General features: G+C 75.4%; 20 protein-coding genes, 1 tRNA gene and 2 pseudogenes. 8 read left to right on the forward strand and 15 right to left on the reverse strand.

Annotated elements, in window-relative coordinates; genetic code table 11:
• Positions 1 to 39: 39 nt before the first annotated feature.
• The 3 genes from selB to MVA48_RS08060 form a co-directional block, all read right to left on the reverse strand.
• The gene (selB, locus tag MVA48_RS08050) at positions 40 to 1,785 is read right to left on the reverse strand and encodes a selenocysteine-specific translation elongation factor (protein WP_246987655.1); all 1,746 of its coding nucleotides are present in this window, start codon (positions 1,783 to 1,785) and stop codon (positions 40 to 42) included.
• A gap of 5 nt (positions 1,786 to 1,790) precedes the next feature.
• Positions 1,791 to 3,098: an L-seryl-tRNA(Sec) selenium transferase gene (gene selA / locus MVA48_RS08055; RefSeq protein ID WP_246987657.1), complete on the reverse strand. Its 1,308-nt coding sequence runs from the start codon at positions 3,096 to 3,098 to the stop codon at positions 1,791 to 1,793.
• Between the two features lie 42 nt (positions 3,099 to 3,140).
• Positions 3,141 to 3,236: transfer RNA gene (locus tag MVA48_RS08060), tRNA-OTHER, on the reverse strand.
• 79 nt (positions 3,237 to 3,315) lie between these two features.
• On the opposite strand from MVA48_RS08060, the gene MVA48_RS08065 reads away from it, so the two are divergent.
• The gene (locus MVA48_RS08065) at positions 3,316 to 3,897 is read left to right on the forward strand and encodes a helix-turn-helix transcriptional regulator (RefSeq protein ID WP_246987659.1); all 582 of its coding nucleotides are present in this window, start codon (positions 3,316 to 3,318) and stop codon (positions 3,895 to 3,897) included.
• A 190-nt stretch (positions 3,898 to 4,087) separates the two neighbouring features.
• Positions 4,088 to 5,095 carry a selenide, water dikinase SelD gene (gene selD / locus MVA48_RS08070; protein ID WP_246987661.1) on the forward strand — a complete coding sequence of 336 codons (1,008 nt, stop codon included), beginning with the start codon at positions 4,088 to 4,090 and terminating at the stop codon, positions 5,093 to 5,095.
• 12 nt (positions 5,096 to 5,107) lie between these two features.
• On the opposite strand, the gene MVA48_RS08075 is transcribed toward selD, so the two are convergent.
• A complete protein-coding gene (locus MVA48_RS08075; protein WP_246987663.1) occupies positions 5,108 to 5,971 on the reverse strand; it encodes a hypothetical protein in 864 nt (287 codons plus the stop codon).
• 76 nt (positions 5,972 to 6,047) lie between these two features.
• On the opposite strand from MVA48_RS08075, the gene MVA48_RS08080 reads away from it, so the two are divergent.
• The 4 genes and pseudogenes from MVA48_RS08080 to MVA48_RS08095 form a co-directional block, all read left to right on the forward strand.
• Positions 6,048 to 7,013, forward strand: a complete 966-nt coding sequence (locus MVA48_RS08080) for a zinc-binding dehydrogenase (protein ID WP_246987665.1) — start codon at positions 6,048 to 6,050, stop codon at positions 7,011 to 7,013.
• A 91-nt stretch (positions 7,014 to 7,104) separates the two neighbouring features.
• A complete protein-coding gene (locus tag MVA48_RS08085) occupies positions 7,105 to 7,335 on the forward strand; it encodes a hypothetical protein (RefSeq protein ID WP_246987667.1) in 231 nt (76 codons plus the stop codon).
• Positions 7,336 to 7,415: 80 nt separating this feature from the next.
• The gene (locus MVA48_RS08090) at positions 7,416 to 7,652 is read left to right on the forward strand and encodes a helix-turn-helix domain-containing protein (RefSeq protein WP_246987669.1); all 237 of its coding nucleotides are present in this window, start codon (positions 7,416 to 7,418) and stop codon (positions 7,650 to 7,652) included.
• 1 nt (position 7,653) lies between these two features.
• Positions 7,654 to 8,118 (forward strand): annotated as a pseudogene (locus tag MVA48_RS08095) (Clp protease N-terminal domain-containing protein); the annotation flags it as partial.
• Here MVA48_RS08095 and MVA48_RS08100 read toward each other — a convergent pair.
• From MVA48_RS08100 to MVA48_RS08120, 5 genes are read right to left on the reverse strand one after another with little or no spacing between them, the layout of a single operon-like run.
• The gene (locus MVA48_RS08100; protein WP_246987671.1) at positions 8,060 to 9,616 is read right to left on the reverse strand and encodes an FAD-binding oxidoreductase; all 1,557 of its coding nucleotides are present in this window, start codon (positions 9,614 to 9,616) and stop codon (positions 8,060 to 8,062) included. The pseudogene MVA48_RS08095 and the gene MVA48_RS08100 overlap by 59 nt on opposite strands.
• Positions 9,613 to 11,244 carry a hypothetical protein gene (locus tag MVA48_RS08105; RefSeq protein ID WP_246987673.1) on the reverse strand — a complete coding sequence of 544 codons (1,632 nt, stop codon included), beginning with the start codon at positions 11,242 to 11,244 and terminating at the stop codon, positions 9,613 to 9,615. The genes MVA48_RS08100 and MVA48_RS08105 overlap by 4 nt, the downstream gene beginning before the upstream one ends.
• Complete coding sequence (locus tag MVA48_RS08110) at positions 11,127 to 13,232, reverse strand: BTAD domain-containing putative transcriptional regulator (protein WP_256461137.1); 2,106 nt, start codon at positions 13,230 to 13,232, stop codon at positions 11,127 to 11,129. The genes MVA48_RS08105 and MVA48_RS08110 overlap by 118 nt, the downstream gene beginning before the upstream one ends.
• 51 nt (positions 13,233 to 13,283) lie before the next feature.
• Positions 13,284 to 15,032 carry an MFS transporter gene (locus tag MVA48_RS08115; protein WP_246987677.1) on the reverse strand — a complete coding sequence of 583 codons (1,749 nt, stop codon included), beginning with the start codon at positions 15,030 to 15,032 and terminating at the stop codon, positions 13,284 to 13,286.
• Positions 15,001 to 15,708: an LppX_LprAFG lipoprotein gene (locus MVA48_RS08120; protein WP_246987685.1), complete on the reverse strand. Its 708-nt coding sequence runs from the start codon at positions 15,706 to 15,708 to the stop codon at positions 15,001 to 15,003. Before MVA48_RS08120 ends, MVA48_RS08115 begins: the two co-directional genes overlap by 32 nt.
• Before the next feature lie 126 nt (positions 15,709 to 15,834).
• Between MVA48_RS08120 and MVA48_RS08125 the strand changes: the two genes are divergently transcribed.
• Positions 15,835 to 16,245: a VOC family protein gene (locus tag MVA48_RS08125; protein WP_246987687.1), complete on the forward strand. Its 411-nt coding sequence runs from the start codon at positions 15,835 to 15,837 to the stop codon at positions 16,243 to 16,245.
• A gap of 187 nt (positions 16,246 to 16,432) precedes the next feature.
• Here MVA48_RS08125 and MVA48_RS08130 read toward each other — a convergent pair.
• Together MVA48_RS08130 and lepA are read right to left on the reverse strand one after the other, a co-directional pair.
• Positions 16,433 to 16,942: pseudogene (locus MVA48_RS08130) on the reverse strand (MOSC domain-containing protein); the annotation flags it as partial.
• Positions 16,939 to 18,783: a translation elongation factor 4 gene (gene lepA, locus MVA48_RS08135; protein WP_246987698.1), complete on the reverse strand. Its 1,845-nt coding sequence runs from the start codon at positions 18,781 to 18,783 to the stop codon at positions 16,939 to 16,941. The gene lepA and the pseudogene MVA48_RS08130, both read right to left, overlap by 4 nt.
• A gap of 204 nt (positions 18,784 to 18,987) precedes the next feature.
• Between lepA and rpsT the strand changes: the two genes are divergently transcribed.
• Positions 18,988 to 19,248: a 30S ribosomal protein S20 gene (gene rpsT / locus MVA48_RS08140; RefSeq protein ID WP_246987700.1), complete on the forward strand. Its 261-nt coding sequence runs from the start codon at positions 18,988 to 18,990 to the stop codon at positions 19,246 to 19,248.
• A gap of 80 nt (positions 19,249 to 19,328) precedes the next feature.
• Here rpsT and holA read toward each other — a convergent pair whose 3' ends face one another.
• The 4 genes from holA to MVA48_RS08160 form a co-directional block, all read right to left on the reverse strand.
• Positions 19,329 to 20,333 (reverse strand): DNA polymerase III subunit delta, encoded by a 1,005-nt coding sequence (holA, locus tag MVA48_RS08145; protein WP_246987702.1) that lies wholly within the window; start codon positions 20,331 to 20,333, stop codon positions 19,329 to 19,331.
• A gap of 330 nt (positions 20,334 to 20,663) precedes the next feature.
• Positions 20,664 to 22,688, reverse strand: a complete 2,025-nt coding sequence (locus tag MVA48_RS08150) for a ComEC/Rec2 family competence protein (protein WP_246987704.1) — start codon at positions 22,686 to 22,688, stop codon at positions 20,664 to 20,666.
• Entirely contained in the window at positions 22,685 to 23,509 is an 825-nt protein-coding gene (locus MVA48_RS08155; protein WP_246987706.1) for a ComEA family DNA-binding protein, read from the reverse strand. Before MVA48_RS08155 ends, MVA48_RS08150 begins: the two co-directional genes overlap by 4 nt.
• Positions 23,510 to 23,803: 294 nt before the next feature.
• Complete coding sequence (locus MVA48_RS08160) at positions 23,804 to 24,682, reverse strand: DegV family protein (protein ID WP_246987708.1); 879 nt, start codon at positions 24,680 to 24,682, stop codon at positions 23,804 to 23,806.
• Positions 24,683 to 24,706 lie beyond the last annotated feature (24 nt).

A 24,706-nucleotide genomic window follows, 5' to 3' on the forward strand; every position in this document is an offset into this window, starting at 1 on the left:
GGCGGCGCGCAGGGCGGCATCGCCACCGGTCACCCCCCGTCACCGCAGGCGGCGGGTGCTGTCGGGCAGCCGCACGGTCACACCCTGTGCGTCGAGCCACTCCATGAGCGGGACGGCGACCCGGCGGCTCGTGCGCCAGGCCCGGCGCGCCTGGCTGACGGTGAACGGCTGCTCGATGCCGGTCAGGCGGGCGCGGGCCTGCTCGGCGATCCCGGGCGCGAGGTAGACGCCCTCGGCGATGCGGATCAGCTGGCCGCCGCGCACCGCTGCCGCCAGCTCGCGCGCGCCGAGTCCCGCCGCCTGCAGGTCCGGCGCCTCCGGGGCGGCGAACGGGTCGTCGGCGAGCCGGGTGCGCACGGCGTCGACCGCACGCTGCACATGCGGGGGCAGGTCGGCCGCACCGTCCACCACCCGTCCCTCGCGCAGCTCGAGCGGTGACCGGACCACGGCACCGACCAGGTCGGCGTCGGGCAGGTCGAGCGCCCGGCGGACCACCTCCGTCGGGGGCCCGGGCTCGAGCGGGCGGAGCCTGCGGTACCGGACGACGACGTCGGGCACGCGGGCCGCCAGTTCGTCGGCCAGCCCCGCAGCCAGCAGCCAGCGCCCGTGCACGGCGGCTCCCGCCGGCACCGGCCAGCCCATGGCGGCGAAGTCGTCGGCCCGCACGATCCGGCGGCGCGCCAGGTCGGCCGCCGCACCCGCCGCCCCTCCGGGCTGGGCCACGAGCTCGGCGGCGCGCTGCCGGGCGGCGCCCCGGCGGCGCAGCTCCGGCGGCGCGACGTCGCGGACGTCGGCCCCGAGGACCCGGCGGGTGCCCGGCTCCCGCAGCAGCAGCCGGTCACCGACCCGCAGCGGCAGCGCGGCGTTCAGCCGCAGCCGGACGACCGGGCCCTCCAGGGGGCGCAGCCGGGCGCCCACCGTGGCCGAGCCGACGTGCACGACGGCTTCGGTGGGCAGCCGGCCCTCGGGCGCCCCGGCGAGGGTGACGTCCACGGTGCCGGTCGCGCGGAACGCACCCGGCGTCAGCAGCGCGTCCCCCCGGGAGAGCTCCTCGACCGCGATCCCGCGCAGGTTGAGCGCGACCCGCGCGGTCGCCGCCGCGCTCGGGACCGCCTCGCCGAGGGACTGCACGCCCCGGACGGCCGCCTCGCGATCGCCGAGCTGCAACCGGTCGCCGACGGCGACGGAACCCGCCGCGAGGGTTCCGGTGACGACGGTGCCCGCGCCCCGGATGGTGAAGGCCCGGTCGATCCACAGCCGGACCGGCGCGGCGGTGTCGGCCGCCGGCAGCCCCGCGAGCAGGTCGTCGAGGGCGGCGGTGAACCCGGACAGCCCGGCGCCGGTCACCGCGCTGACGGCGACGGCGGGGACCTCGCCCATCGACGTCGTCCGCAACCGGTCGCGGACGTCGGCCAGCACAGGTGCGGGATCGGCGAGGTCGGTCTTGGTGACGGCGAGCAGCGCGTGCCGCACGCCGAGGGCGTCGAGGACGGCGACGTGCTCCCCGGTCTGCGCCGACCAGCCGTCGTCGGCGGCGACCACGAGGAGCGCGGCCGGCACCGACCCGACGCCGGCGAGCATGTTCCCGACGAACTTCTCGTGGCCCGGCACGTCCACGACCGCGAGCCGGCGCCCTGAGGGCAGCGTCGTCCAGGCGAAGCCCAGGTCGATGGTGAGCCCGCGCCGCCGCTCCTCGGCCCAGCGGTCCGGCTCCATGCCGGTCAACGCGCGGACCAGCGCGGACTTGCCGTGGTCGACGTGACCGGCCGTCGCGACGACGTGCATGCCGGTCACCGTGCGGCGACCGCCAGCACGGCCGCGGTCAGGTCGTCGTCCGCCTCCGGGGGCAGGCTGCGCAGGTCGAGCAGCGTCCGGTCGCCGTCGACGTGTCCGACGACCGGAGGCGCACCGTGCCGCAGCGGTGCGGCGAAGCCGGCGGGGAGCGAGATCGCCGCGCTGGGCAGCGGGTGCTCCGGCGCTCCTCCCCCGCCCACCCGTGCCTGGCTGTCGACCGCGCGGGCGTCCACGCCGGCGGCGATCAGCCGGGCGGCGATCCGGTCGGCCCGCGCGCGCAGGTGCGCCGGATCCGCAGCCAGCATCTGCTGGACCGGCGGTCGCGGGCCCCGCAGCGTCGCCTCGAGCCCGGCCAGCGTCGTCTTGTCGACCCGCAGCGCGCGGTAGAGCGGGTGGCGGCGGAGGCGCTGGACCAGATCGGCGCGGCCCAGGACCAGCCCGGCCTGCGGCCCGCCGAGCAGCTTGTCGCCGCTGGCCAGCACGAGGTCCGCGCCGGCGGCCAGCGTGGACTGCGCGTCCGGCTCCTCGAGCAGGAGCGCATGGGACTCGAGGAGGCCGGAGCCGATGTCGGCGACCAGCGGCGTGCCCGTGCCCGCCAGTGCGGCGGCCAGCTCGGCCACCGCGACCTGCCGGGTGAAGCCGCGGACGACGAAGTTCGACGGGTGCACCTTGAGCACCGCGCCGGTGTCCGGGCCCAGCGCGCCCCGGTAGTCGCCGAGGGTCACGCGGTTCGTCGTCCCGACCTCGCGCAGCCGGGCGCCGGTGGTCACCAGGAGGTCCGGGATCCGGAAGCCGTCGCCGATCTCGACGAGCTCGCCGCGGGCGAGGACCAGCTCCTTGCCCTGCCCGAGCGCGGTCGCCACCAGGGCGAGCGCGGCGGCGCAGTTGTTCACCACGAGCGCCGCCTCGGCCGCGGGGACGGCGGCGAGCAGCGCGGCGATCGCCGCCTCCCCGCGCGGGCCGCGGCGGCCGGTAGCGAGGTCCAGCTCGACGTCGGTGGTGCCGCTGGCCGCCACCACGGCCTCGACCGCGGCCGGCGACCAGGGCGACCGGCCGAGGTTGGTGTGCACGAGGACGCCGGTGGCGTTGAGCACCGGCCGCAGGCTGCTGGCCGTCGACGGCAGGGACGCGAGGACGGCGGGCACGGCTTCCGGCGGGGCGACCTCGCCGTCGCGGATGCGCTGCTGCACCCGCTGGACGGCGTCCTTCACCAGGCCGCGGCCGAGCCGTTCGCCGGCGGCGGCCAGCTGCGGATCGGCGAGCAGCGTGTCGGTGCGGGGCACCTGCCGGCGGTGATCGCTCATCGTCCCGGAGCGTAGGCGGCTCTGCTCGCGGATGAGGAGGTATGGCGGAGGCGGACGGGAATCGAACCCGCCTGACCGAGCTGCTCGGCCACGTCGGCTTTAGAGGCCGCGGGGGTCACCAGACACCCTGACGCCTCCGCAGCCCAGCCTACGTGGCGCCTGTTCCGAGGATCGGCCTCACCAGAAAATGTCAGAGGCCGGTGCCAGCATCCGCCGCGTGAGCCGAACCGAGCCCCGTCCCGCCGCTCCCCTGCCGCCGGTCGCCCTGACGCCGGAGGAGGCAGCCGCCGTCGCCGTCGCGCTGGCCGCCGGTCCCGACGGGCCGTACGCCGCCGACGGCAGGACGGCGCTGGAGAAGGTGCTCGAGGTGCTCGAGCCCGATCCGCGGCGCCGCGCGCAGCTGCTGGCCACCAGTCTCTGGGTCAGCGCCGAGGCCGACCGCAGCGAGCAGGTCCGCGCGCTGCTCGAGCAGGCGGTCACCCGCCGGCGGGTGCTCGTGCTGCGCTACCGGGACCGGCAGGACCGCGCATCGCGCCGGGAGGTCGAGCCGCAGGCGCTGGTCCGCAGCAGCGAGCACTGGTTCCTGGTCGCCTGGTGCCGCGAGCGGCAGGCGATGCGCTGGTTCCGGCTGGACCGCGTCGAGAGCGCCGAGACCACCGACGAGGCGGCGCCGAGGCGCGACCTCACCGACGTGGGCGCTCCCCCGGCGTCCCGCCACCCCGCGGGCCGGGCACTGCGCACGCCGCCGGCCCCGACCGGTCCGCCCCGGCTCGTCGTCCTCCCCGGCGGTCGCACCTGATCGGTCCCCGGCGCAGACCTCGGCCATCTCGGCCATCTCGGCCAGGTCGGTGAGGTCGCCCGACGATGCCCGCCCCTCGGCGACCGCGGCGCGCAGCAGCAGCACGACGAGCAGCCGCTCTCGCACGGGTTCTCCTGGGACGACCGGCTCATGATCACGTCTGCCGACCGTGGCGGCTACCGTCGTCGGCGTGACGACCGCACCCGCCCGTGTCCGGCTCACCCAGTACGCGCACGGCGGGGGCTGCGCCTGCAAGATCCCGCCCGGCGAGCTCGAGGCGGTGGTGGCGGGGCTGACCGCCGCCGGACCGGCGGCCCCGAACGCGGAGCTCGTGGTGGGCCTGGACGACGGCGACGATGCCGCCGTCGTGCGCATCGCCGGGGGCCAGGGACTGGTGCTCACCACCGACTTCTTCACCCCGGTCGTCGACGACGCGTACACGTTCGGCCGGATCGCGGCCGCGAACGCGCTGTCCGACGTCTACGCGATGGGCGGCACTCCGGTCGTGGCGGTGAACCTGCTCGGCTGGCCGCGCGACGTGCTGCCTGCCGACCTGGCGGCCGAGGTGCTGCGGGGTGGGCTCGAGGTTGCCCAGGAGGCCGGCTGCCACGTCGGCGGCGGTCACTCGATCGACGACCCCGAGCCCAAGTACGGCATGGCGGTCACGGGGTTGGTGGACCTCGACCGCGTCATCCGCAACGACGCGGCGGTCCCGGGGACGGCGCTGTCGCTCACCAAGCCCCTGGGTGTCGGCGTCCTCAACAGCCGGATGAAGGCCACCGGCGAGGTGTCGGAGGCGGCGGTCGCCTCGATGACCGCGCTCAACCGCGAGGCGGGCCGGGCTGCCGTGGCCGCGGGCATCCGCGCCGGCACCGACGTCACCGGCTTCGGGCTGCTGGGGCACCTCTACAAGATGGCGCGGGCCAGCGGCGTCACCGCGGTCGTCGACGCGGCCGCCGTCCCCTACCTGACCGGCGCCCGCGAGGGCCTCGCCGACGGCTTCGTCTCGGGCGGCACCCGGCGCAACCTCGACTGGGTGCGGCCCCACGCCGACCTGTCCGCGGTGTCCCAGGACGAGGCCCTGCTGCTCGCCGACGCGCAGACCTCCGGCGGTCTGCTGCTGGGCGGGGAGGTCCCTGGCGCCCCGGTGATCGGCGAGTTCGTCCCTCGCGGGGAGCACGTCGTCGTCGTGCGCTGACCAGCCGGACGTTCAGGCGTCGGTGCGGTCCAGACGGTAGTGCAGCCGCAGCACCGGCAGCCGCCAGAGGTCGATCCGGTGGTCGGTGCGCAGCACGCCCTCGTCGTCCACGAACACCCGGAACCGCTCGTGGACCGGGGTGCGCCGCGCCCAGCCCCGTGAGCGGCCCGGCGGCTGCACGACGAGGTATGCGCCCTCGTCGCCCCAGCGCCCCTGCGTGGACGTCAGGAGCAACGCGCCGTCGGCCGCCACCTCCGGCCGGAGCAGCACCACCAGCCGGCCGTTCGGCAGTGGGAAGACCACCCGGATGCTGGGGCGGTCGGCGCCCGGAAGGGCGTCGACCCCGTACCAGCCGCTGAAGACGGTCTCTCCGGTCGAACGCAGTCGGCGGTGCCAGGAGGTGCCGAGCACCGTTCCGTCGGCGTCGACGACCGAGCGGACCTCGCTGCTCATGCCGTGGGCGGCCTGCAGCGGGCGCAGCGGCAGGCTCAGCTGCTGCAGCCGGCGGGCGAAGACGACCGAGACGAGCCACCCGAGCGGCCAGGCGACCGGCGACCACTGCGTCCAGACCTGGAGCCGCCACCGTGCTGTGTGCTCGTAGAAGTCGCGGACCTCCGGCCGCAGCTTCGCCGCGTCGAAGCCGGGACCGTCGAGCAGCGCCATGGACGGCAGCAGCCCGGTGTCCCCGTCGTCGTCGCGAAACCGGCCGCTGCGCCGGGCCACCTCGTCGGCCAGCCAGGCGTCGTCCACGCGGGCGAGGTCGCCGGTGGGGCCCCCGAGCCAGCCGTTCCGGTCCAGGTCCACCCGTCGCCCGGTCAGCCGAACCCAGGCGCGAGTACCGGCGTCGAGGATCTGGCCGACCGGACGGCGCCGCATGATCACTCCCGCCAGCCTAGGGACCGCCCCGACCGCGGTGTCGCCGGTCCGCCGAGCGTGACCTAACGTCGCGATCATGCTCGCCGCCTTCGTCTCCACGCCCGCCCCGAAGGACCCGCTCTCCGTCCTCGAGGTCGGTGACCGCCCCGAGCCCGACGTTCCCGACGGCTGGACGACCGTCCGGGTGAAGGCCGTCTCGCTCAACCACCACGACCTGTTCAGCCTGCAGGGCATCGGGCTGCCGCAGGAGCGGATGCCGATGATCCTGGGCACCGACGCCGCCGGGCTCGACGAGGACGGCAACGAGGTCGTCGTCCACGGGGTGGTCGCCACCGAGGGCTGGACGGGCGACGAGACGCTCGACCCGAAGCGGACCCTGTTCTCCGAGCTGCACCAGGGCACGATGGCCGAGAAGGTCGCCGTCCCGAAGCGGAACGTGCTGCCCAAGCCCACCGAGCTGTCCTTCGCCGAGGCCGCCTGCCTGCCCACCGCGTGGCTGACCGCCTACCGGATGCTGTTCGTGAAGTCCGGGCTCCGCCCGGGGCAGACCGTGCTCGTGCAGGGCGCGAGCGGCGGCGTCGCCACGGCCCTCATCGTGCTGGGCCGCGCCGCGGGCTACCGGATCTGGGTGACCGGCCGGAGCGAGGAGAAGCGGGCCGCCGCGCTCGCGCTGGGGGCCGACCAGGCGTTCGAGACCGGCGCCCGGCTGCCGACCCGGGTCGACGGCGTCATGGAGACCGTCGGCGAGGCCACGTGGTCGCACAGCATCAAGTCGCTCAAGCCCGGTGGCGTGCTCGTGACCTCCGGTGCGACGACCGGCTTCAACCCGGGCGCCGAGCTGAACCGGGTGTTCTTCACCCAGCTGTCGGTCATCGGCTCGACCATGGGCACCCGCGGCGAGCTCGAGGACCTGATCGAGCTGTGCCGCGTGACCGGCATCCGGCCCGAGATCGACGTCGAGCTGCCGCTGGACCGGGCGCGGGAGGGCTTCGAGCGGATGCTCGAGGGCCGCACGGCCGGGAAGATCGTCTTCACCCTGTGAGAACACCCCTGCCCTCCACCGCTCGCAGGCTCGCGGCGGGACCCTGCAGGGGGCCCGCGACACCTACGTCGCGTACGTCGCGGAGACCGGCATGGCGCACTACCGCCGGCCGCCGGGAAACCGGGGCGCCCACCTGCTCACCCGCGAGCTGGACGACGGCCGCACCGAGATCCTGACCCTCAGCTTCCGGGACTCGATCGACGTCGTCCGCGGGTTCGCCGGCGACGACGTCTCCCGGGCCGTCTTCTACCCCGAGGACGACCGCTGGCTGGTGGACCGCGAGACCATCGTGACCCACTGCGAGGTCCACTCCCCCGCCTGATCGCGCCGACTGCAACGACCACGTGGGCACCCTGTCAACCGATGTTGACAGGGACCCGATTGCAACTTAGGTTGACAGCCATGGCGGACACGACGCAGGTGGCCTCCGCCGCCAGCAGCAAGGACCCGGCCGTCGGGCTGAAGGCGGTCCGCTCGCTCCGGGTCCTCGTCGAGCGGCTCGAGGCGCTCCAGGTGGGCAACGCCCGCGACCAGGGCTGGACCTGGGACCAGATCGCCCAGCTCCTCGGCGTCAGCCGGCAGGCGGTGCACAAGAAGTACGCGAGCGGCCGAGGGCCGCTCCGGCGGCGGAAGGACTGACATGTTCGAACGCTTTACGACGGCAGCCAGGCAGACGGTGGTCGGAGCCCAGGAGGAGGCCCGGCGGCTCTCGCAGGGCGTCGTCGGCACCGAGCACCTGCTGCTGGCGATGCTCGCCGAGCCCGGCACGCTCACCGGCGCCGTCCTCGGCCGACACGGGCTGACGCACGACTCGGTGGCCGAGTCGGTCGCGGCCCGCGTTCCGCGGGACGACCTGGACGCCGACGCGCTGACCACCTTGGGCATCGACCTGGACGCCGTCCGCAGCAGCGTGGAGGCCACTTTCGGGCCGGGCGCGCTCGACCGGGGCAGCCCGCGACGCGACGCGCACCTGCCCTTCAGCCGGCGGGCGAAGAAGGTGCTCGAGCTCTCCCTGCGCGAGGCGTTGGCGCTGAAGTGCAAGCGCATCACCGATGTCCACATCGCGCTGGGGCTCCTCCGCGAGGGCGAGGGCCTGGCCATGCAGGTGCTCGCCGAACGCGGCGTCGACCCCACGGATCTGCGGCGCGACCTGACCGAGGCCCTGGCGGCCTGATTCGGCGGCCTGACCCGGCGTCAGCTCCCCCGGGATCGTGCGGAGCCAGGAAGAGGTTGCCGGGGTCCGCGGCCCGGCGGACGGCGGACAGCCGGGCGTGCACGCCGGGCGGGAAGACCTTCCGGGTGTCGGTGCGGTCGTCGAGCATCGGCAGGTACTGCCGGCCGGTCGCCCACGGCTCGACCGCGGCCAGGAACCGGGCGGCATCCGCGCGCTGCCGCGCCCAGTGCCGGTCGTCCCCGCCGCCGAGGCCGAGCCCCAGAGCGAGGAACGAGCCGTCGAGCGCGTCCAGCGCACCGCCGTCGGGGTCGGGGCGGGCGAGCGCACCCCCCAGCTGGCGCAGCTCCGCGGCGGCCAGCCGGGTGCCGGACCCCGGGCCGACCGCGTCGAGCATCCGGCCGATCGCCTCGTCTGGCAGGCCGGAGACCAGCGTGCTGCTGGCGTAGGCCGGGGTCGGGCCCTCGGGATCGAGGTGCAGGCGCACGAGGGACGACGCCGGCACGCGCGCGACGGTGTCGAACTCAGGGTCGAGCGCCCGCAGCGGCGCGAGCACCTCGTCGGCGGCCCGGTCGTCGCCGAGGACCGCGCCGTCGATCATCGCGATCCGCCGTCCGCGCAGCTCGGCCGGGACCACCGGGTCCTCGGGCACATCGAGGAGCCGGAACGCCGTGGTGGCGTCCTCCGGGGCGTCCGCGCACCAGGCCACCCAGGCGGGCAGCACCCGCTCGACCGCGGTCCAGTCCCAGGTGAGGTGCCCGGCGACGACGGTCTCGAGCGGGAACAGGTCGAACTCCATGGCGGTCACCACACCCAGCGGCGCCGCGCCCCCGCGCAGGGCCCAGAACAGCTCGGCGTCGTGGTCGGGGGTCGCGCGCACGAAGCTGCCGTCGGCCAGCACCAGCTCGGCCGCGGTGACCGCGTTGCACTGCAGGCCCAGCTTGCGCGCGTACCAGCCGATGCCGCCGCCGAGGGTGTATCCGACCACTCCGACGTCCGGTGACGACGGATGGCGCGCGGCCAGCCCGTGCCGGCCCGCCGCGTCGGTGAGGTCGCCCCACAGCACGCCGGCGGCGGCGCGGACGGTGCGGCGGTCGGGATCGATCTCCAGCCCGGTCATCGCCGACGTGCGCAGCAGCACCGCGTTCCCGAGCCGGCCCTCCAGCGGCGGGGCGCCGTGGCCGGTGCCCTGCGCGGCGACCCGCAGCCCCGCGGCCGCCGACGCGAGCAGTACCTCCGCGACCTCCTCGGGGAAGGCCGGATAGCAGACCGCTGCCGGGTCGTCGCGCATCTGGAGGTTCCACAGGGAGCGCGCCATGTCGTAGGCGGGGTCGCCGGGCAGCTGCACCGAGCCGCCGCACAGCCCGCGCAGCGCTTCGGCGCGGGATGCGCTCCTCGGCTGTGCCGTTGTCATGTCCTGCTGCGTCGTCACGGGGTCCTCCCGGTCACCGGTGACCGAGGATCGACCGGTGCACTTGAGGACAACTTGAGGCCGTTCCCGGACCAGCCGTCAGCCGACGCGGACTCCAGCACGGCCTGCACCGTGCCGGGCGTCAGGAAGAGCCGCTGCGCCACGTCGCGGACGCCGAGGCCCGTGGCGGCCAGTTCGACGATCCGGCGCTCGGTGGTCGTGGGGCAGCGCTGCGCGTCCCTGCCGCTCTCGTCGGGGCGACCGCGCAGCGCCAGTCCCTTGCGCGCTCGCCGCTGGAGGCCGAGAGCGCCGCGGTCCAGGGCCGTCTCGAGTGCGGCGCGCAGCAGGTCGACCGCCTCGTCGTCGGCCACCTGCGGGCGCAACCCCAGCATGCAGCGGGCACGCGCCAGCTCCACCGCTGCGTAGGTGGGCGTGAGCACCTCGACCGCCTCGCGCACCTCGTCGAGCCCGTCGGGGCCGCGCAGCTCGCCCAGCCGGCACAGCGCCGTCCCCAGGTAGGTCGGCGCGCCCCACCGCCGCAGCCGGTCCACCTCCTCCTGCATGAGCGCGACGGCCTCGTCGGTGCGGCCCAGCCGGTCGAGCGAGATCGCCGCGGTGGTCAACCACGGGTTCCACACCGGATTGCGCACCGGCACGGGCATGGGGATGTCGTCGAGCAGGGCGAGGGCCTCGGCGGGCCGGCCCTCGACGGCGAGCAGCCGGGCGATGGCGTGCCGCAGCAGCCGGCCGCCCTCCCCCAGCGCCGGTCCCCGCAGCGCGGCGTCGGCGACCCGGCGGGCCGTGGCGACGTCGCCGCGGTCGAGGTGGCAGCCGATCTGGAACGAGCGCGTGTAGGGCTCGCCGATGCCCGAACCGCCCCACATCCGGTCCTGGTCGAGCGCCGCGGTGAGGCACTCCAGTGCCTGGTCGAGCTCGCCGCGCCGCCAGTGCCAGTAGCCCTCCCACAGGCTGACCGACATCACCATGAACAGCGAGCCCCGGGCGTGCGCCTCGGTGCGGGCGCGTGCCCAGAAGTCGCCGAGGTCGTCGTCGGAGAGCATGCGGACGTTGGCGGCGACCACCCAGAACAGCCCGTTGTCGACTTTCCAGAGCCGGTCGCCGTCGAGCGCGAAGCGGGCCAGCGCGATCGCCCGGGCGCGGTCGACGCCGTCGATGGTCGCCTCGAACGACAGGGTGGCGGCCAGCATCTGGGCGCCGGGCCCGGTGCCGTCCGGAGCGGGCGGTTCGGTCCGGCCCCAGACCTCGCGCTCCAGGCCGTGCATGTAGCCACCGGTGCGCTCGATGGCCAGCAGCGCCTGGCGGTGGTCGCCGAGCTCCGGCGGGAGGGTGCGGGCCGCCTCGCGCGCGAAGGCCGATGCCACGCCCGGCGGGCTGGCGAACACCTCGGTGCGGGCGATGGCGACGGCGATGGTGGCCCGTGCGCGCGGCTGCTCGGTGAGCGCGTAGGCCTGCAGCAGGTGCTCGGTGCTGGCGGCTCCGTCGATGAGCGACTCGGTCATGCCGAGCTGGGTCAGCACGGCGCAGCGGAGCTTCCCGGCGGGCAGCTCGTCCAGCGCCCGGCGCAGCAGCGTGACGGCGCTGTCGGAGGCGCCCCGCTCGGCCGCCGTCCGCGCCGCCCGGCGCAGCACCTCGACGGTGGCGGGGTCGCCCCTGGTCGGTGCGAGCAGCAGATGGGCGGCGACCTGCTCGTCGCTGGCCCCCGCCGTCCGCAGCAGCTGCGCCGCCCGCTCGTGGCGGAGCGCGCGCTCGGCGGCGGGCAGGTCGCGGTACACGGCGTCCCGCACGAGGGGGTGCACGAACGCCATCGGCTGCTCGTCCTTGACGATCTCGCAGCGGGCCAGCGACGCCAGCCCGATGGCGGTCTCCGCCTCCGGCAGTCCGGCGAGGGCGGCGACGGTCGGCAGCGACGCGCCGTCCCCCAGGACGGCGGCCGCCCGCGCCACGTCGGCCGCCGCGCCCGGGAGCCGGCGCAGCCGCATGAGCACCATGCTGGAGACGGCCCGCGAGCCGACGGCGACGACCACGTCCGCGTGCGCCGCGTCGGGACGCACGCCGTCGGCCTCGAGGCCGCGCAGCAGCTGGCGCAGCAGCAGCGGGTTGCCCGACGTGGTGCGGTGGCAGGCAAGGGCGAACAGCGGCGAGACCGGCCCCCGAGCCGGCGCTCGACCAGGTCCGCGGTCGCCTCCGGCGTCAGGGCGGCCGGCCGTACGACGGCCGCGGACGGCTCCACCGACAGCTCGGCGAGCAGCTCCTCGTCGGGGTGCTGCTCACCGGTGCGGACGGTGCCCACGACGAGAACGGGGACGGCGTCCAGCCGGCGGGCCAGGTACGCCAGCCACCGCAGCGACGCACTGTCGCACCACTGCAGGTCGTCCACCGCCAGCACCAGCGGACCGTCCGCGGCGAGGTTCACCGCCAGCCAGTACAGCCCGTGCAGGACGGCGAACGACCCGTCGGGCGACTCCCCCGGCGCCAGGTCGAACACCGTGCGCGCGCTGGCGGCGGCCCCGGCGAGCAGCGCCTCCCGGTGCTCGGCGGTGGCCAGCTCCGGCTCGAACAGCTGGCGGACCGCGCCGAAGCCGAACGACTTCTCCAGCTGGCTGCCCCTGGCGGTCAGCACGCGCATCCCGCGCTCGCCGGCCAGCCGCCGGGCCTCGGTGAGCAGCCGGGTCTTGCCGATGCCGGCCGGCCCCTCGATCAGCAGCAGGCCAGGGCCGCCGCCCGCGAGGTCGTCGAGGGCGGCGCGGACGGCGCGCATCTCCCGGTCGCGGTCGAGCAGGTCCTCCGGTGCGACCGCGGCGGGCCGGGAAGGCGGCGGCTCGGGAGCGCGGGACCGCTGGGCGGGTACGGCGAGAGCGGGTGAGTGGGCGAGCACCTGCCCCTCCAGCTCACGGAGGGCGGGTCCGGGGTCGACGCCCAGCTCGTCGGCGAGTGTGCTGCGGGCCCGGCGGAGGGCGCCGAGCGCATCGGCCTGCCGATGCGCCCGGTAGAGAGCCAACGCCAGGAGTCGCCAGCGCTCCTCGCGCAGCGGCTCCTCGGCCACCATGGCCTCGAGGTCGGCGACGAGCATCGCCGACTCGCCGAGCGCCAGGCGCGCGGCCATGAGCTGTTCCCGCGCCGCCGCGCGCAGCTCGAGCAGCCGGGCGATCTCGGCCTCGGCCCATGGCTCGTCGGCCCAGTCGGCCAGCGGGGGCCCGTGCCAGAGCCGCAGCGCCTCGGTGAGCAGGTCGGCCGCGCCTGCCGGCCCGTCCGCCGTCCCGGCGCGCTCGACCAGCCGCTCGAAGCGCCACACGTCGACGGCGTCCGGCGGCAGACGGACGGAGTACCCGCGGCCCTCGCTGACGACGACCGACGCCCGGGTGCGGGCCGCGCTGCCCGGGTGCAGCCGTCGCCGCAGGTGCGACACGTAGGCCTGGAGCGCGGCGGCGGGATCCGCCGGAGGGCCCGCACCCCACACCGCGTCGGTCAGGCGCTCGACCGGCACGACCTCGCCGCGCGCGATCACGAGGACGGCGAGCACGGCGCGCTGCCGAGGCCCGCCCAGGTCCAGCGGAACGCCGCCGGACGTGGCCGTGCACGGACCCAGCAGGTTGATCCGCAACTGCTCGGTCTCCACCCGGCCTCCCTCGCGGGGACCGTAGACGAGCGGACCCGGTTTCGGGAGCGGTCAGCGTCCGACGGCGGTCGTCCGGCCCGACCGGAGCAGCACCAGCGCGGCGAGGGCCGCCAGAGCTGCGGCGACAGCCGCACCCACGAAGACCGTGTGCAGCTGCGTGAGGATCGCCGAGTCGACCGCCGCGTCGTACGGCGCGCAGTCCGACGGCGTCCGCGGGCACAGCTCCAGCGGACTGCCCGCGGCCGCGATCTCCGCGTTGAACCGCCGGAGGGCGACGGCGGTCAGCAGGGAGAGCCCGGTGAGCATCCCGACGGTGCGGGCGACGACGGCCAGAGCACTGGCGCTGCCGTGCACCTCCGACTCGGTGACCGCCAGCAGGACGGCGTTGACCGGCGCGATGGCGAGCCCGAAGCCGAGGCCCGCGGCCAGCAGCACGACCGTCGACCACCCGCCGTCGAGGGAGTCGGCGTCCCAGCGGGCCATCGCCACGAAGGCGGCCGCGGCCAGGGCCATCCCGGCGGCCGCCACCAGCCGCGGCGCCACCACCCGGCAGAGCCAGCCGCCCGCCACGGCACCGATCGGGACCGCGATCAGCAACCGCAGCAGCACCAGCGCGGCACCGAGCTGGTCGCCGGGTGTCGTGGTGCTGCGGGCGAAGAGCGGGATGTCGACCAGGGCGGCGACCAGCGCCACGCCGACGAGCAGGTTGACCAGCAGGGCGCCCCACGCCCCGACCGGCCGCAGCGCGTGCAGCGGCAGGACCGGCCGGGGGGTGCGGCGCTCGTGCCAGATGAACACCACGGCAGCGGCGACCGCCACCGGCAGCAGGACGGGGCCGTGGGCGACGACCTGGCGCGACGTGTCGGCCGCGGCGAACGCCCAGACCAGCGAGCCGAGGGCGACCACGACGAGCGCGGAGCCCAGCAGGTCGACCTCGGTCGCCAGGCGCCGCACGCCTCGCAGGGGCAGGACGGCGCCGTCGGGAGTCGACAGGCTTCGGGCGACCAGGGCCAGCGTGGCGACCGCGCCGACCAGCAGCAGCGGCGTCGTCCACTCCAAGGGCTCGGCGACCGGCACGTACAGCAGGCCGAGGGTGACGTCCTCTGCCAGTTGCGCCGGCTCGGCCAGCTGGAGGCCGAGCGCGAGCGCGGCCACGACCGCCAGCCCCAGGCCGACCGGGTCGGGGCGGCGGACACGGCCGGTGGCCACGACGCCGACCGCCAGGCCGAGGCCGAGCAGCAGGTTGAGCCAGAAGATCGCCCGCCAGTCGGCCACCGCGAGGACCGCCGCCCCGGCCAGCGGGCCGAGCACGGCACCGCCCTCCTGCACCGCGCCGACCACCCCGAGCGGCACCGAGCGGCGCTCCGGCGGCCACCGGTCGGCGACCAGCGCGAGCGTCGCGGGCACCAGCCCTCCGGCGCCGATGCCCTGCAGGCCGCGGCCGAGGACCGCCGGGCCGAGGGAGTCGGCGGTGGCGGTGAGCAGGGAGCCGACGGCGAACAGCAGCAGGCAGCCGATCAGGACGGGGACGCGGCCCCGCAGGTCGGCCAGCCGGCCCAGCAGCGGCAGCGTCGCCGTGTAGCCGAGCAGGAAGCCGCCGACGATCGGCGTGGCCCGCTGCAGCTCGTCGAGGCTGACGCCGACCCCGGTGAGGATGTCGGGCAGCGCCAGGACGACGACGTAGGTGTCGGCCGCGGTGACCAGCACGGCGAGGGTGGCCAGGACGACGGCGGGCAGCCCCGGGACGGCGCCGGCCTGCGACGCGCGCTCAGCCGGTGGGTGGCGCGGTGATCTCGACATCGGCACCGAAGTCGCTCAGCTCGAGGGTGTAGGTCGCGTCGTCCTCGGCCGCGAAGAACGGCCCGGTCAGCTCGGCCCGGCGCAGCTCGCCGGTCTCCGTGGCGATGGAGAAGCGGGCCCGCACGGGCCTGCTCGGGTCCTCGCTGGTCAGGATCTGCTCGACCAGCGCCCCGGGCAGCTCGGCGGTCACCTCGCGGACCACCTCACCGCCCACCCGGCGCTCCTCCCCCAGCTCGGCCGAATCGGCCTCGGCGAGCAGCTGGCTGATGCCGGTCTGCTCGTCGAGCAGCGCGCCCGGGTCGCCGAACCCGAACTGGGCCGGGTCGACGACGCTGAAGCCGGAGGTGAACGGCAGCTGGGCGTACACCGTGCCGTCGACCGACACCACCTCGAGGTCGAGGGTGGCGCCGAGTGCGAGCACCTTCAGCGTGCCCGCGAACGACGCCGGACGGGCGATGTCGCCCTCGCCACCGACGAGCAGGGTGCCGGACTCGGGCGCGCCCTCGCTGTCGAGGACGAAGTGCGCGCTGCTGGCGTCGTCGAGCACCGTCTTGGCGCGCGCCAGCAGGTCGGCCGCCGACTCCTCCGGCTCGTCGCTGCCGCCGCAGCCGGCGAGCACCGGGACGGCGAACACGGCCATGGCGAGCAGCGAGCCGCCCGTACGGCGCAGCGACATGTGACGACCTCCCCGTCGGCCGGGCGGCCCCGGCGTACCGCGGCGGACAGTAGCGCGTCTCCGCAGCACCGCGGCGCAGGCGCCGACGACGTCCCTCCGCGCGGGTGACCGGTGCCAGGGTGGGGCATGGACGTGCTCTTCGTCGCCAGCGTCAGCGTCATCGCCCCTGATCCCGCGGCGAGCCGGCGGCTCTACGTCGAGGCGCTGGGGCTGCCCCTCGAGCGGCTGGACGGCGAGTACTTCGCCAGCGAGCGCATCGAGGGCAGCAAGCACTTCGGGGTGTGGCCGCTCGCCGAGGCGGCGCGGGCCTGCTTCGGCACGGAGAGCTGGCCGGCCGACCGGCCGGTACCGCAGGCCAGCATCGAGTTCGAGCTGGCGGACGCCGACGCGGTGTCCGCGGGAGCGGCGGAGCTGACCAGCCGCGGGTTCGACCTGCTGCACGGCGCGCGGACGGAGCCGTGGGGCCAGGCGGTCGCCCGGCTGCAGTCGGGCGAGGGGCTGGTGGTGGGGCTGTCCTACGCGCCGTGGCTGCACTGACCGGTGGTCAGACCTGCGCGCCGAGCCGTTCGGCGACCGCCGCGTCGACCTTCGGCCGGTTGCGGACGGGCAACGCCTCGCGGGCCGGTGCGAGGTCGGCCAGCCGGTGGCGCTCCGTGGTGAACGCGCGGAAGGCCAGCCCGATGGTCAGGCCGTGGTGGGGCCGCTCGAGGACCTCGATGCGGTCGCCGGCGCCGATGTCGCCGGTCGCGAGCACGCGCAGGTAGGCGCCACTCGCGCCGTGCTCGGTGAACCGCTTGATCAGCCGCGGGACGCCCCAGTGCGCCTGGAGCTTGGCGCACGGCGTGCGGGGCGCGGTGACCTCGGCGAGGACGCTCCCGATACGCCACCGCTCGCCGAGGACGGCGCCGGTGAGGTCGAGGCCGCTGATCCGCAGGTTCTCGCCGAAGCGGCCGGGCGGGAGCTCGCGGTCGAGCTCGGCGGCCCACCAGTCGGCGTCCTCCTGGGCGTAGGCGTACAGGGCCTGCCCCTCCCCGCCGTGCCACGTGCGGTTGACCTGCACGTCTCCGTCCAGGCCGAGCGGGTGGACGGCGACCCGGCCGGCGACCGGCCGCTTGTCGATGGCGCTGGTCGTGTCCCCCGCGCGTGGCAGCCGGATGGGGCGGGGACCGGAGACGCAGACCGCCTCGAGGACCCCCGAGCGACCGGAACCGCGATTTCGGTCGCTGCCGCTCACTTCTTCGACGCGGTGGACTCGTTGGTGGAGAGCGCGGCCACGAAGGCCTCCTGGGGGACCTCGACGCGGCCGACCATCTTCATCCGCTTCTTGCCCTCCTTCTGCTTCTCCAGCAGCTTCCGCTTGCGGGTGATGTCACCGCCGTAGCACTTGGCGAGGACGTCCTTGCGGATGGCGCGGACGGTCTCCCGGGCGATGACCCGGGAACCGACGGCCGCCTGGATGGGCACCTCGAACTGCTGCCGCGGGATGAGCTCGCGCAGCTTGCCGGCCATCATCACGCCGTAGCTGTAGGCCTTGTCCTTGTGCACGATCGCGCTGAACGCGTCGACGGCCTCGCCCTGCAGCAGGATGTCCACCTTGACCAGTGACGACTCCTGCTCGCCGGCCTCGGCGTAGTCGAGACTGGCGTAGCCGCGGGTGCGGGACTTCAGGGCGTCGAAGAAGTCGAAGATGATCTCGCCGAGGGGCAGCGTGTAGCGCAGCTCGACGCGGGACTCGCTCAGGTAGTCCATGCCGCCCAGCTGGCCGCGGCGGCTCTGGCAGAGCTCCATGATCGCGCCGGTGTAGTCGCTCGGGGCGATGATCGTCGCGCTGACGACCGGCTCGAAGACCTTGTCGATCTTGCCCTCGGGCCAGTCGCTGGGGTTGGTCACCGTGAGCTCGGAGCCGTCCTCCATGACCACCCGGTACACGACGTTGGGGGCGGTGGAGATCAGGCTGATGCCGGCCTCGCGCTCCAGGCGCTCGCGGACGATCTCCAGGTGCAGCAGGCCGAGGAAGCCGACGCGGAAGCCGAAGCCCAGGGCCGCCGACGTCTCCGGCTCGTAGGTGAGCGCGGCGTCGTTGAGCAGCAGCTTGTCCAGCGCCTCGCGGAGCAGCGGGTACTCGCTGCCGTCGATCGGGTAGAGGCCGGAGTAGACCATCGGCTTCGGGTCGCGGTAGCCGCCGAGCGACTCCGCGGCCGGCTTGTGCTGCAGCGTGACGGTGTCGCCGACGCGGGACTGGCGGACGTCCTTCACGCCGGTGATGAAGTAGCCGACCTCGCCGACGCCGAGGCTCTCGACCGGCTTGGGCTCGGGGCTGATCACCCCGATCTCGAGCAGCTCGTGCGTGGCGCCGGTCGACATCATCTTGATCCGGTCGCGCGCGGAGATGCGCCCGTCGACGACCCGGACGTAGGTGATGACGCCCCGGTAGATGTCGTAGACCGAGTCGAAGATCATCGCGCGGGCCGGGCCGCCGGCGTCGCCGACCGGGGCGGGGATCTGGTCGACGATGGCGTCGAGCAGCTCGGGCACGCCTTCGCCGGTCTTGCCGCTGACCCGCAGGACCTCGTCGGGGTCGCAGCCGATGATGTGCGCGATCTCCGCGGCGTACTTCTCGGGCTGCGCGGCCGGCAGGTCGATCTTGTTGAGCACCGGGATGATCGTGAGGTCGTTCTCCATGGCCAGGTACAGGTTGGCCAGGGTCTGGGCCTCGATGCCCTGTGCGGCGTCGACCAGCAGGACGGCGCCCTCGCAGGCGGCCAGCGACCGGGACACCTCGTAGGTGAAGTCGACGTGTCCCGGGGTGTCGATCATGTGGAGGACGTGGTCGGTGCCCTCGTGGCCGCCGCTCTTCGGCGTCCACGGCAGGCGCACGTTCTGCGCCTTGATCGTGATGCCGCGCTCGCGCTCGATGTCCATGCGGTCGAGGTACTGGGCGCGCATCTGCCGTGCCTCGATGATCCCGGTGACCTCGAGCATCCGGTCGGCCAACGTCGACTTGCCGTGGTCGATGTGGGCGATGATGCAGAAGTTCCGGATGCGGGCCGGATCGGTGGTGGCAGGAGTCGTCACAGTGCAGCCATCGTCCCACGCCGGCCGTCCGGGCCGGGCGACCGTGGGCAGACGGTGTGCTGAGGGTCGCCCCGACCGCGGGTTGGGCTCGGTCGATCGACGCTGGTATCTTGGCAGACCGGTCCGCCGGTACGGCGCTGGTTGCGCTGCGCCCGGACGCACTGTCAGAAGTACTCCCCTCCTGCGAGACACCGAGGCTCACGCGTGGCGAACATCAAGTCCCAGAAGAAGCGGATCAAGACCAACGAGAAGGCGCGCCAGCGCAACGTTGCCGTCAAGTCCGCCCTGAAGACGGCGGTCCGGCGCGTCCGCACGGCTGCCGAGTCCGGGGACGCCGCCGCTGCCACCACCGCCTTCCAGGTCGCCGCGAAGGCGCTGGACAAGGCCGCGAGCAAGGGCGTCATCCACAAGAACCAGGCTGCCAACCGCAAGTCGGGTCTGGCGAAGCTGACCGCCGGCCTCTGAGTCGGCGCTCCGCGCCCCGCGCGGCGTGAACGAGCCCCCGTCCCTCTCGGGTCGGGGGCTCGTCGCTGTTCAGGGGGCGGTCAGCGGCCGGTACGGGCGGGCCGGCCGCGGCCGGTCTCGGCGCGGATGGTGACGATCCGCCGGACAGCGCGCTCGAGCGCGTAGTCGGCGCTGGCTGCCGCGCCCTTGACGTCGGCGTTGAGGTCGGCGGCCACGCCGATCGCCTGCTGCAGGCCGTCGATGCTCCAGCCGCGCGACTGCGCCTGGGCCTTCTTGACCTTCCACGGCGGCATCTTGAGCACCCGCGCCAGCTCGCCGGGGTTCGTGGAACTCAGCGCGGCCACCCGGGCGGCGGTGCGCACCCCGTCGGCGATGGCGTCGGCGATGAGCACGTGGGCCACCCCGCGCTCGAGGGCCCAGCGCAGCATCTCGATGGAGCCGGCGCGGTCGCCGAGCAACACCCGCTCGGCGACGGTGAAACCGCTGACCTCCGCCTGGCCCTGGTGGAACCGGGCCACCGCGTCGGCGTCGACGGTGCCGCCGAAGTCGGACACCAGCTGGGTGGCCGCGGCCGAGAGCTGGCGGAGGTCGGCGCCGATCGCGTCGACGAGAGCGACGACGGCGTCGGCGGTGATCCGGCCGCCCGCGGAGCGGACCTCGTTGCGCACGAATGCCCCGCGGTCGCCCGCCGAGGTGATCTTCAGGCACTCGTCGACGGCGGCACCCGCGGCGGTGAAGGCCTTGACCAGGGCCTCGTTCCGCTTGCCGCCGAAGTGGACGATCACCAGCGTCAGGTCGGGATCGGGGTCCTTCGCGTAGCCGATCAGCGCATCGGCCAGCGCGGCGGCGCACTCGTGGACGCCGCTGACGACCACCAGGCGGTGCCCGCCGAACAGCGAGGGGGCGAGCACGTCGGCGAGCTCGCCGACCGGGAGGCCCGCGGCCTGCAGCTCGTGGACCTCCGCCTCCTCGTGGCGGGCGAGCACGGCGGTGCGGACCGCCGAGACGGCGCGGGAGCGGAGCAGCTCCTCCTCCCCCATCACCACGCGCAGGCGGGAGGTGGGTTCGACGGGAGCGGCCGGCACCCCTGCATCGTGTCACGCGGGTACGACCTTCCCTGCTCCTCCCGCCGCCGCGGGCGGCGACTCCCCACTCCTCCGCGGAACCCGCGATCGCCAGATCGCCGTCCTGGTCCGTGCGGTGGACCCGCATGCCGGCCAGTGCCAGCCAGTCGAGCAGCCTGCGGGCGGGATGGCCGTAGGTGTTGTCGGCGCCGACGGAGATCAAGGCGGCGCGGGCACCGCTGGCGGCGAGGAACTCCGGGTCGGCGTCGCCGCTGCCGTGGTGGGGGACCTTGAGGACGTCGGCCCGCAGGTCGATGCCGGCGCGCAGCAGTCGGGCCTCCGCGTCGGCGCTCAGGTCTCCGGTGAACAGGATCCGGATGCCGGAGACGGTGATCCGCGCGACCAGGGACAGGTCGTTGGGCTCGGCCCCGGCGGTCGCCCGCGCCGGATCGGGGGCGAGCACGTCGATCGCGGCGGGACCGATCGTCCGGCGGTCGCCGGGGACGAGCACCTCCCACTCGGCTCCGTGGGCCCGGACCGCGCGACGGAGGTCATCGACGCGCTCGTCGGCGGGCGACAGCGTGCCCGTGGCGACCACCCCGACGTCCCGGCCGCCGAGCGCACCCGCCAGCCCCCGACGTGGTCGGCGTCGAGGTGGGACAGCACCACGAGGGGCAGGATGTCGATGCCGAGCCGCTCCAGGCAGCGATCCACCGCCGCCACGTCCGGGCCGGCGTCGACGAGGATCCCGGCCCGCGTCCCGGTCGGCAGCACGAGCGCATCCCCCTGCCCGACGTCGCAGGCGACCAGCACGGTCTGCGGCGGCGGCCAGCCACGCACGGCCTGTCGCATCGGCCAGCCGACCGCGACCAGACCGACCAGCGCGGCCAGCGCCAGCGGGCGCAGCCGGCCGAACCGCCACAGCAGCCACCCGGCCAGGGCCAGCAGCACCGTCAGCAACGCGGCGCCGGGTGTTCCGGCCGGCCAGCCCGTCACGGCGTCGGGGAGGTCGGCCGAGCGCTCGGCGACCGCGACGAGCCAGCGCGCGGGCCAGCCGGCCAGCCACACCAGACCGTCGCCGAGCCACGGAGACGGCACGGACAGCAGCGCGCCCGCCAGCCCGAGGACGGTGGCCGCCGGGACGGCGGGCGCCGCCAGCAGGTTGGCCGGCAGCGACACCAGGCTCACCGTGCCGGACAGGCCGGCGACGACCGGCGCGGTCACCAGTCCGGCCGCGGCGCTGACCGCCAGTGCGTCGGCCACGGGCGGCCAGCACCGTGACTCGCGGAGCCTCCGCGACCAGCCCGGCGCCAGCACGACGATGCCGGCCGTCGCCGCGACGGACAGGACGAAGCCCGGATCCCGCGCCAGGCTCGGGTCGATGAGCAGCAGGACGCACACCGCGGCCCCCAGGGCCGGCAGCGCCACCCGCGGTCGGCCGGTCGCCAGCGCCACGAGCGTCACCGCGCCCATGGCGGCAGCGCGCACCACGCTCGGGCTGGGCCGGGCGAGCACCACGAAGCCGACCAGCGCCAACGTCGCCACGACCGCCTGGACCCGTCGGTCGACCGCCCGGCGGCGCAGCGGCCAGAGGACCCCGGCGAGGACGATCGCGACGTTGGCACCAGACACCGCGGTGAGATGAGCCAGGCCGGCGCTGCGGAAGTCCTCCTCGAGCACCGGGTCCATGGCGCGGGTGTCGCCGACGACCAGGCCCGGCAGCAGACCCGCCGGCCGCGGTGCGAGCACCCTCGCCGCGCTGTCCGACAGGTCGTCCCGCACCGCTCCCGCGACCCGCTGCACCCACGGTGGCTCGCCGACGACGGCGGGCGGCCCGCGAGCCGAGAGGACGGCGACGACGTCGTCCCCAGGCTCCGGCGGCGCCACCTTCACCCGCACCCGCACCTGCTGCCCGGGAAGCAGCGTCCGCCACTCGCGAGCCGAGGCGAACAGCACCACCGTTGCGTGCAGCCGGTGCACGACCGGCTCGTCGAGGACGGCCGTCACGGTTGCGTCGACCACGACGCGCGGCTCGCCGCCGCCGGTCAGCAGGTGCGGATCCCCGTCGAGCTCGAGGTCGACGACAGCCGTGCCCTCGACCGCACCGAGGGGGGAGTCGGCCCTCGTCGCGTGCCGGACCGCGGCCGCCGTCGACGTGACGGCGACGCCGGCCAGCACCGCCAGGGCCATCGTGGCGGCCGCGGTCCGACGCCGGGCCAGGGGGGCCGCCACGATCGTCGCGGTGACCGCGGCGGCGGACAGGACACCGGCGGTCGTCCAGGGCGCGACGAGGCTGGTGACCCAGACGGCGGCCGCCACCGGGGCGAGGCGGAGGTCGACCCAGGACCAGCGCGCCGCGTCCCTCGCGGTGGTCACACGCCCACCAGGTCGGCGAGCTCGGCGGCGATCGTGGGGCCGATGCCCGGTACGTCGTCCAGCTGGTCGACGCTGGTGAACGGCCCCTCCGCCGTGCGGTGGTCGACGATCCGCTGCGCGAGCACGGGCCCGATGCCCGGCAGGGCGTCCAGTTCCGCGACGCCCGCCGTGTTCAGGTTGACCACGCCTCCTGCGGCGGGCCCGGCCCCTGCTGGAGCAGGCCCCGCTGGGCCAGCTCCCGGGAGGCCGACGACGACCTGCTGCCCGTCGGCGACCACGGCCGCCAGGTTCACCGACGCCGGGTCGGCGTCCGGCAGGAGTCCGCCCGCGGCCTGGACCGCGTCGGCGATCCGGGCGCCGGTGGGCAGGGTGACCAGGCCGGGGCTGGCCACGAGCCCCACCACAGAGACGACGACGGTGCTGGAGGCGTCGGCCGCCTCCCCCACCGGCGTCGCCGAGGGGGCCGGCTCGCTGACGGCCGGAGTGGCGTCGCCGACGGGCTCGACCGTCGGCCGCTGCAGCCAGGTCCAGGCGACGAGCAGGCAGGCGGCGAGGAGACCGGCGATCCAGAGCGACCGTGCCGCCGGCCGGCCGGGGTTCCAGCGGACCACTGCATCGGGGGCGCGATGGCGCCCGAGATTGGGCAACGGCGGGCCGGGCTCGTCGCCCTCGTCGGGCGGGGGCACGGTCACGCGGTCGTCGTCCGGGAGCCAGTCGTCGTCCGGCAACCAGCCCCCGATGCTGGTGCGCTCGTCCAGGAGCACCCGCAGGCGGGCGCGGATCACGTCGGCGTCGTCGCTGCGTCGGGAGGAGAGGCGCACCGACGGATCGTCAGTCGCTCGTCGGCGTCGCCACGGCCTCCGTGGAGATCTGTGGACAGTGATGATGCCTGTGCATGCTCGGCACCGCCGCGGGGCCCGATCCCTCTGCGAGGCCGTCACGCCGACACGTCGGGCGCCCCGGCCCCCAGCGGGTGCGCGCACTGAGCATTCGACGCGCCAGAATGGGCACCCGGCGCACCCACTCGTCGGGAGAGGACCAGCGGACTCAGGCCGCTCGGTTCGCGAAGTCTCCCCCACCATGCCGTGCGTCTCGACCGCGTCCGAGCGGTCCGATCAGCGTTGCAGCGGGTCGTCCAGCGGGTCCTGCCAGAACGGTGCGACCACCGCGCCCACCGCTCCCGGTCCGACGTGCGCGCCGATCGCGGCGCCCAGTTCGCTGACGTGGAGCTCGCGCAGCGAGGGCACGCGCGCCCGGATCTCCGACGCCAGCCGCTCCGCCCGCTCCTCGGCGGCGAGGTGGTGCACCGCCACCGACACCGGCCCGTCGGCGGCGGCATCGACGACCCGCTGGACCAGCCGGTTGAGGGCACGCGCCGAGGTCCGCACCTTCTCGAGCGGGACGACGCGGCCGTCGACGACGTGCAGCACCGGCTTCACGGCGAGCGCCGAGCCGAACAACGTCGCTGCCGAGCCGATCCGCCCGCCTCGCCGGAGATGCTCGAGGGTGTCCACCACGAAGAGGGTGCGGGTGCCCGCCGCCGTCGAGCGGGCCGACTCCGCGACCGCCGCGGCGTCGGCACCGGCGGCGGCGGAGCGGGCGGCCGCCAGCACGGCGAACCCGGTGCCCATCGCCGCCGACTTGGAGTCGATGACGGTGACGATGTGCTCGCCGACCTGCGATGCGGCCAGCCGTGCGGCGTCCCAGGTCCCGGAGAGCTCCGCCGACAGGTGGATCGAGACCAGACGCTCGGCCCCCTCGTCCAGCGCCCGCCGGTAGGCCGCCACGAAGTCCCCGGGCGTCGGCCGGGACGTCGACACGTGCTGGCCCCGCACGGCCAGCGCGCCGGCGACGTCGGCCGGGCTGATGTCCCAGCCCTCCCGCCCCGACCGGCCGGCGAGCACGACGTACAGCGGGACGACGTGGATGCCGTACCCGTCGACCAATTCATCGGGCAGATACGCCGACGAATCGGTGACGACGACGACGGACATCCGGCGAGGCTAACCCGCTGCGCC

It is taken from the genome of Blastococcus sp. PRF04-17 (genome assembly GCF_023016265.1).
Taxonomy (GTDB): Bacteria; Actinomycetota; Actinomycetes; order Mycobacteriales; family Geodermatophilaceae; genus Blastococcus_B.